This window comes from Kitasatospora sp. NPDC023120, from assembly GCF_055560835.1.
Map to the genome: position 1 here is coordinate 204,230 of NZ_JBVHHY010000008.1, position 7,884 is coordinate 212,113.

5 protein-coding genes are annotated in these 7,884 nt (G+C 71.1%); 1 reads left to right on the plus strand and 4 read right to left on the minus strand.

Translation table 11 applies throughout. From position 1 onward, the window contains the following. Nucleotides 1–392: 392 nt before the first annotated feature. Nucleotides 393–1,997: a citramalate synthase gene (gene cimA / locus ACZ3TI_RS14275; protein WP_465726492.1), complete on the plus strand. Its 1,605-nt coding sequence runs from the start codon at nucleotides 393–395 to the stop codon at nucleotides 1,995–1,997. Nucleotides 1,998–2,058: 61 nt separating this feature from the next. Here cimA and ACZ3TI_RS14280 read toward each other — a convergent pair whose 3' ends face one another. The 4 genes from ACZ3TI_RS14280 to ACZ3TI_RS14295 form a co-directional block, all read right to left on the minus strand. Continuing rightward, nucleotides 2,059–2,643 (minus strand): GTP-binding protein, encoded by a 585-nt coding sequence (locus ACZ3TI_RS14280; RefSeq protein WP_350526745.1) that lies wholly within the window; start codon nucleotides 2,641–2,643, stop codon nucleotides 2,059–2,061. Further along, nucleotides 2,624–3,274, minus strand: coding sequence for a DUF742 domain-containing protein (locus tag ACZ3TI_RS14285; protein ID WP_465726493.1), 651 nt, complete (start codon nucleotides 3,272–3,274; stop codon nucleotides 2,624–2,626). The genes ACZ3TI_RS14280 and ACZ3TI_RS14285 overlap by 20 nt, the downstream gene beginning before the upstream one ends. 161 nt (nucleotides 3,275–3,435) lie before the next feature. Next, on the minus strand, nucleotides 3,436–3,849 hold the full coding sequence (locus ACZ3TI_RS14290; RefSeq protein ID WP_030291361.1) for a roadblock/LC7 domain-containing protein: 414 nt from the start codon (nucleotides 3,847–3,849) through the stop codon (nucleotides 3,436–3,438). Between the two features lie 10 nt (nucleotides 3,850–3,859). Continuing rightward, the gene (locus tag ACZ3TI_RS14295) at nucleotides 3,860–7,207 is read right to left on the minus strand and encodes a nitrate- and nitrite sensing domain-containing protein (RefSeq protein ID WP_465726494.1); all 3,348 of its coding nucleotides are present in this window, start codon (nucleotides 7,205–7,207) and stop codon (nucleotides 3,860–3,862) included. Nucleotides 7,208–7,884: the final 677 nt, after the last annotated feature.

Here is a 7,884-nt window from a genome sequence, read left to right on the forward strand (position 1 = left end):
GGCTCCGGCCTGCCGCGTTTCGCATCGCGAGACGGGCGGGCCGGAACCGGGGAGCTGTGCCAGACTGCCAGCGTGTCCTCGCTTTCGCTGATTATCGGCAGCAGGCGCGCCGGTCCGCAGTGACCGCTTCCGCAGGACCCGATGCGGAGCGACCACGAGCGTCCAGACCCGCGCGCAGACCTCTCGCACCCGCGAGGGGTCTTTTGCTTTCCGGGCGGAACCCATGAACACCGTGGGCACCGCCCCGAGGAGCACAGCCACCCGGACCGGCCGAGAGCCCCCACGAAGGGCTCGGGGACACCGGAGCCGCGCGCGAGATCCTGGACAGTGGAGCCGGGAGCAGAAATCCGGCCAGAGCAGTACGAACCTCCCCGAACGGAGAACCAGGGGTCATGACCGAGGTCAGCCGTACCGACGACAGTTTCCACGTGTTCGACACCACGCTGCGCGACGGCGCCCAGCGCGAAGGCATCAACCTGACGGTGGCGGACAAGCTGGCCATCGCCCGGCACCTGGACGAGTTCGGGGTCGGCTTCATCGAGGGCGGCTGGCCCGGCGCCAACCCGCGTGACACCGAGTTCTTCGCCCGCGCCGCCGCCGAGCTGGAGCTGACCCACGCCCAGCTGGTCGCCTTCGGCGCCACCCGCCGGGCCGGCGGCCGGGCCGCGGACGACCCCCAGCTGGCCGCGCTGGTCAACTCCGGCGCCCCCGTCGTCACCCTGGTCGCCAAGTCGCACGACCGGCACGTGGAGCTGGCGCTGCGCACCACCCTGGACGAGAACCTGGAGATGGTCCGGGACAGCGTCGAGTTCCTGCGCTCCCAAGGCCGCCGGGTGTTCATCGACTGCGAGCACTTCTTCGACGGCTACCGGGCGAACCGCGAGTACGCCCTGGCGGTGGTCCGCACCGCGCACGAGGCCGGGGCGGACGTGGTGGTGCTCTGCGACACCAACGGCGGGATGCTGCCCTCCGGCATCCGGGAGATCGTCGCCGACGTCCTCCAGCGCACCGGCGCCCGGCTCGGCATCCACGCCCAGGACGACACCGGCTGCGCGGTGGCCAACACCCTGGCCGCGGTGGAGGCCGGCGCGACCCATGTCCAGTGCACCGCCAACGGCTACGGCGAGCGGGTCGGCAACGCCAACCTGTTCCCGGTGGTCGGCGCGCTGGAGATCAAGTACGACCGCCGGGTGCTGCCCGAGGGCGGCCTGGCCGAGATGACCCGGATCTCGCACGCGATCGCCGAGCTGGTCAACCTGACCCCCTCCACCCACCAGCCCTACGTCGGCTACTCGGCCTTCGCCCACAAGGCGGGCCTGCACGCCTCCGCGATCAAGGTCGACCCGGACCTGTACCAGCACATCGACCCCGAGCGGGTCGGCAACACCATGCGGATGCTGGTCTCCGACATGGCCGGCCGGGCCTCCGTCGAGCTCAAGGGCAAGGAGCTCGGCTACGACCTCTCCACCGACCGGGACCTGGCCGGCCGGGTGGTGGCCAAGGTCAAGGAGCAGGAGAACCTCGGCTACACCTACGAGTCCGCCGACGCCTCCTTCGAGCTGCTGCTGCGCGACGAGGTGCGCGGCAGCCGGGACCGCTTCTACACCCTGGAGTCCTGGCGGACCATCAGCGAGCAGGGCCCGAACGGAGTCTCCGGCAACGAGGCGACCGTCAAGCTCTGGGCCAAGGGCGAGCGCCGGATCGCCGTGGGCGAGGGCAACGGCCCGGTCAACGCGCTGGACCAGGCGCTGCGCACCGCGCTGGAGGGCATCTACCCGCCGCTGGCCACCTTCGAGCTGGTGGACTACAAGGTCCGCATCCTGGAGGGCCAGCACGGCACCGGCTCCAAGACCCGGGTGCTGATCGAGTCCACCGACGGCACGTCCACGTGGTCCACCGTCGGCGTCGCCGACAACGTGGTCGCCGCCTCCTGGCTGGCGCTGGAGGACGCGTACACCTACGGCCTGATCCGGGCCGGGCTGGAGCCGACCGAGTAACCCGCGCCCGGGACGCCGCGAGGCCCATGGACCGGGAAGTCCATGGGCCTCGGACCGGTTCTCAGCGGAGTCGGGCGAGGAGGGCGTGTTCGACGAGGGTGATGAGGGCGCTCTTGGCGCTGTCGCGGCGGCGGGCGTCGAGGGTGATGACGGGGGTGTCGGCGCCGAGCTGGAGTGCCTCGCGGACTTCGTCGGGGGTGTGGGGCTGGTGTCCGTCGAAGCCGTTGAGGGCGACGACGAAGGGCAGTCCGCTGTTCTCGAAGTAGTCGAGGGCGGGGAAGCAGTCGGCGAGGCGTCGGGTGTCGACGAGGACGACGGCTCCGATGGCGCCGCGGACGAGGTCGTCCCACATGAACCAGAAGCGGTCCTGTCCGGGGGTGCCGAAGAGGTAGAGGATGAGGTCTTCGTCGAGGGTGATGCGGCCGAAGTCCATGGCGACGGTGGTGGTCGTCTTGCCGGAGACGTGGCTGATGTCGTCGATGCCGGCGGAGGCCGAGGTCATGACGGCTTCGGTGCGCAGGGGGTTGATCTCGGAGACGGCGCCGACGAGCGTGGTCTTGCCGACACCGAAGCCGCCCGCGACGACGATCTTCGCGGAGGTGGTGGCGCGGGTGGGGGCGGCCGCGTTAGAGCTTGCGAAGTCCACTGAGGACCCTTTCGAGCAGCGTGACGTCGGGCTGGTTTCCGGATTCGCCGCCGGAAGCGGGCTGGTGGATGGCGACCAGGCCGGCTTCGGCCAGGTCGGCGACGAGGATGCGGGCCACTCCCAGGGGCAGGGAGAGCAGCGCCGACACCTCCGCGACGGATTTGACCTCCGTGCACAGCGTGCAGATCCGCTGGTGCTCGGGGAGCAGGGTGGCCAGGCGCTGCGGATCGACGTCGGCGGAGACCAGGGCCTCCAGCGCGAGTTCGTAGCGCGGCCGGGTGCGGCCACCGGTCATCGCGAACGGGCGGATCAGCGGGCCCGAGTCGGGCTCGTCCTCGAACTCCTCGACGTGCCCTGGTTCCTGGGCCGGCTGGAACGGCACCGGCTCGGGCGCCGGATTCGGGTAGCCGGGCGCCGAGGCACCGTAGGAGGGCTGCTGCTGGGCGTACTGGTCGTACTGGTCGTACTGGCCGTACTGCTCCTCGGGCCGGGCGTACGGCTGCTGGGGCTGACCGTACTGGTGCCGGCCGTACTGCTGACCGTGGCCGACGCCGGGTGCTCCGAAGGCGTCATGGCCTGTGCCAGGGTACGGAACGCCGTACTGGCCGCTGCGGTCGTCGGGCGGTGTCACGGTTCCTCTCCTCACAGGGTGCGGCGGTGCGGTGCGAGCTTCGGTGCGAGTCCGGAGCCGGTGGTGCGAAGGCCGTACAACGTCCGAACCCGAGCCCGCCGAAGCGGGCCCGGGAAGGACGCGGAGGTACTTCGAATACCTGGACGGTATCCGACGAACCGTCAGTGCAGGAGACTGCCCTGGAGTTCCGCGCGGAGTGCGGGGGTGAGGACGGCGCCGGCGCGGTCGACGAGCAGGGCCATCTCGTAGCCGACGAGGCCGATGTCGGAGTCGGGTGCGGCCAGGACGGCGAGGGCGGAGCCGTCGCTGATGGCCATGAGGAACAGGAAGCCCCGCTCCATCTCGACGACGGTCTGGTTGACCTCGCCGCCCTCGAAGATCCGGCTGGCGCCGGAGGTGAGGGAGGTGAGGCCGGAGGCGACGGCGGCGAGCTGGTCGGCGCGGTCCCGGGGGAAGCCCTCGGACATGCACAGCAGGAGGCCGTCCGCTGAGACCACCACGGTGTGGGACACCCCGGGGGTGTTGTCCACGAAATTGGTGATCAGCCAGTTCAGGTTCTGTGCGGCCTGGCTCATCTGGGTCAACTCAACGCTCCTGGTGGTTCGAGCCGCCGAAGAGATCGGTGCTGCGGTTCTGTCCGTTGCCGGACTGGTCTACCTGATCGGGGTCGATCCGGAAGCTTCCGGTGTTGCCGACGCTGCGGCCCTGCTCCACACCCCGGCGCAGGTTGGTGAGGCGTCCACGGACCTCCTCGGGGCTGCGGGAGACCTGCGGCCCTTCCTGCGGGGTGGACTTCGCGTTGCCGGGCACCAGGTTCTGCTTGGGCACGCGCCGCGGCAGTCCGGACTGGGTGGTCCCGGCGGAGGAGGGTTCGCGCAGCTGCTCGGCCCGCTGCCAGTTGCCGTCGTTCGGCGACTGCCAGGGGGAGCTGGCGGTCGGGCCGGTCGGGCCGTATCCGCCGAGCGAGGACACATCGTGGCCGCGCGACTCCGAGGGCACCGAGGTGTCCTTGGCGCCGGCGAACCAGTTCGGGCTGTCGCCGGTCGGGAGGGCGCCGGCCGGCGCGCTGCCGGGGCCACCGGCCGCCAGCTTCTCGCCCGGGCGGCGCTGCGGCAGCCCGGACGGCAGGGTGGTCGGCGACTGCTCGGCGGCGGGCAGCGCGGGCTGCTCCGGGGCGTACGGGTGGCCGGCCGGGGCGTCCTGGGCCTGGCGGCCGTACGGGTCGGCGTAGCCGTCCTGCTGGTAGCCCTGCTGGTCGTAGCCGTACTGGTCGTCGGCGTACAGCTCGTCCGCGTAGCCCTGCTGGTCGTAGCCCTGCTGCGGGTACTGGTCGTAACCGTCCTGGGCGTAGCCGTCCTGCTGGTAGCCCTGCTGGTCGTAGCCGTACTGGTCGTCCTGGTAGCCGCCCTGCTGGAAGCCCTGCGGGGCGTACTGGTCGTAGCCCTGCTGGTAGTCCTCCTCGACCTCGGCGTCCACCACTCCGGCGTCCGGCCCGCTCTCCAGGGCCGCGCGGCGGACCTGGTCGAGGCGCTGCGAGCGCTGGACGGACTCCAGGGCCGGGCTGAAGCCGGAGGAACCGGCGGTGCCGGCACCCGTGAGGTGGTCGTCGAAGCCGAGTTCGGCGGCACTGCGGGCGCGGTCGTCGGGCGCCCACTGGGCGGTCGGCTCCTGGTCGGCGAAGATCCGGGAGACGGTGAACTGCTCCTCGGGCTCCGGCGGGGCACCGCCCTGGGTGACGAACGGCGGGAGCATGACCAGCGAGGTGGTGCCGGCCGACTCGCCGGACGGGCGGAGCTGGACACGGATGTCGTGCCGCTGGGACAGCCGGCCGACCACGAAGAGGCCCATGCGGCGGGAGATGGTGGCGTCGACCGTGGGCGGCTCGGCCAGCTTCTCGTTGATCTCGGCGAAGTCCTCGGCGGTGAGGCCGATGCCCTTGTCGTGGATCTCGACCAGCACGCGGCCGTCCGGCAGGCGGGTCGCGTTGACCAGCACCCGGGTCTGCGGGCTGGAGAACGAGGTGGCGTTCTCCAGCAGCTCGGCGAGCAGGTGGACGAGGTCGGTCACGGCGGCGCCGACGACGTCGACCTCCGGGATGCCGGAGAGCTCGACACGCTCGTACTGCTCCACCTCGGAGGCGGCGGCGCGGAGCACGTCGACCAGCGGGACCGGGGTGTTCCAGCGGCGTCCGGCCTCCTCGCCCGCGAGGACGAGCAGGTTCTCACCGTTGCGGCGCATACGGGTCGCGAGGTGGTCCAGCTTGAAGAGGTTCTCCAGCTGGTCCGGGTCGGCCTCGTTGTTCTCCAGGTCGGTGATCAGTGCCAGCTGGCGCTGGATCAGGCCCTGGCTGCGGCGCGACAGGTTGGTGAAGATCGCGTTGACGTTCCCTCGGAGCAGGGCCTGCTCGGCGGCGAGCGCCACGGCCTGCTGGTGGACCTGGTCGAACGCCCGGGCGACTTCGCCGATCTCGTCCTTGCCGTGCAGCGGGATCGGGGTCACCGAGGTGTCGACCCGGTCGGGGTCGGTCTTGGAGAGCTTCTCGACCAGGTCCGGCAGGCGGTGGTCGGCGATCTCCAGGGCGGCGCTGCGCAGGGTGCGCATGCCGAGGATCATCGAGCGGGCCACGTAGCCGGTGAGCAGGCCGGCCAGGATCAGTGCGGCGACGACGATGACCGTGTTGAGGATGGCGTCGTAGAGCGCGTTGTCCTTGAGGTTGCGGGAGTCGGTGAGGACGTCGTCCAGCAGGACGACTTCGGTGTTCCGCAGAGCCTGGATGTGGGTGTTGGCGGCCTGGTTCCAGTTGTCCGGGGTCAGACCGGCGTTCTTCGCCTCGGCGAACGCGGCGTCGGCGGTGGCCTTGCCCCGCAGCTGGCCCTCGGCGGCGGCCTGGCTGTACGCGGCGGCCAGGGCCAGCAGGCCCTGCATGGTCGGCGCGGAGCCGTTCGGCATCTTGTAGGCCGAGCGGTCCTGGGCGGTGGCCAGGGCGACCTGCGCGTCCGCGTACTTCTTGGCGTCCTCGGGGGCGCTACCGGTGTTGAACTCGTTGAGGGAGACCTGCTCCAGCTTCCCGGCGACGAGGATCTGCTGGGTCGCGTCGGCGTTCTCGTACCGGGTGGTGCCGTTCTGCGCGATGCCGACCAGCAGGTGCAGCATCAGCGCGCGCTGGGTCGAGGCGGAGGCCTTGGCCAGCGACATCGCGTAGATCGCGCGGCCCTTGCTGGTGGCGTTGGAGGAGCCCATGCCGACGGAGTTGTCGTAGGCCAGCAGCGGCGCGAACATCGCCGAGTAGGCGTTCGCGGTCGCGCTGAGGAACAGCTCCGGGCTGTACGCGTTGGCCCGCAGGTGCGGGAGGTCGGCAACCAGGATCCCGAAGGCGTCGTGGCGGCGGGGCAGCTCACCGGACTTGTCGGAGGCCTCGTAGGCGGCGTTGTACGCCTTCAGCGCGGCGTCGGTCTCGGCGCGGCGCTTGGTGACCTCGTTGTTCGGGTCCTGCTTGGTCAGCAGGGGTATGAGCGTCTTGTCGCGCTCGTTCTCCAGCGCTTCGGCGAGCTCGGTCGCGGCCTTGGCCAGCTCGGCGGTCTTCTCGGCGCGGGAGGCCTTGATGTAGCCGTCGACCGAGGTGTTCACTCGCAGACCGCCGAAGACGAGACTGATGATCACGGGGATCAGCAGGATCGCGATCAGGCGGGTCGGCACGCGCCAGTTGCGCGGGCGGAGGAACTCGTACCGGGCGGAACCGCCCTCGCCGCCCTGCGCGCCGCCGCCGCTGCGGGGCGCTGCGGGGATGCTCGGCGGGGTCGGGGCCGCGGCCTGGGGGCGTTCCTCGGTGGGAGTGAACGCGGAGAATCCGGCCGGGCCCGCAGGGGTACCGTTCGGCTCGCTCTGGCGGGGCTCGGAGCGCCGCTGCGGGGCGGGTTGCTGCTTACGCCTCACTCGACAACTACCTCTCGGCCGACTGTCGGCCATGGATCAATCCAGCGCTACCCCCGGGCCCTGACCCGTCGCCGGACGGGCCGGCACGAGAGATTCAGGGGTAGCTGGAATTTCAGCACGTGCAGGGATGGGGGACAAACAGCCGCCGCATGGCACCCGCGTCGGAACAATCCGGACAATCGCCGACATGACGGAGCAAAACCGTGGTCATCTGGCGCTGAGTGACGCTGTTTCGCCACGCTGCGTCATTGTTGATCACAAAATGCCTACCGAACTGTTATCCGCTGCTTATACACGGGTCTTGCGCGGGGCCCCCGGAGGACACCGGCCGGTAAGCGGCCCGGCCCCGCCGGCCCGTTGCGATGACGGACCGACGAGGCCGGATGGTTGCAGTGTTGCTCGCGCGCTCGCCTCCGGGGCGCTCTGACCCGGCGCCGACGGTCGTCGCTCCAATGCCCTCGTTCCTCGGGCCTCCTCGCTCCTCCCTTTCGGCACCGGCGCGCCCCTTCGGCTCGGCGCGGTTGCTCGCGCGCCGCCTCCGGGGCGCTCTGACCCGGCGCCGACGGTCGTCGCTCCGATGCCCTCGTTCCTCGGGCCTCCTCGCTCCTCCCTTTCGGCACCGGCGCGCCCCTTCGGCTCGGCGCGGTTGCTCGCGCGCCGCCTCCGGGGCGCACGTT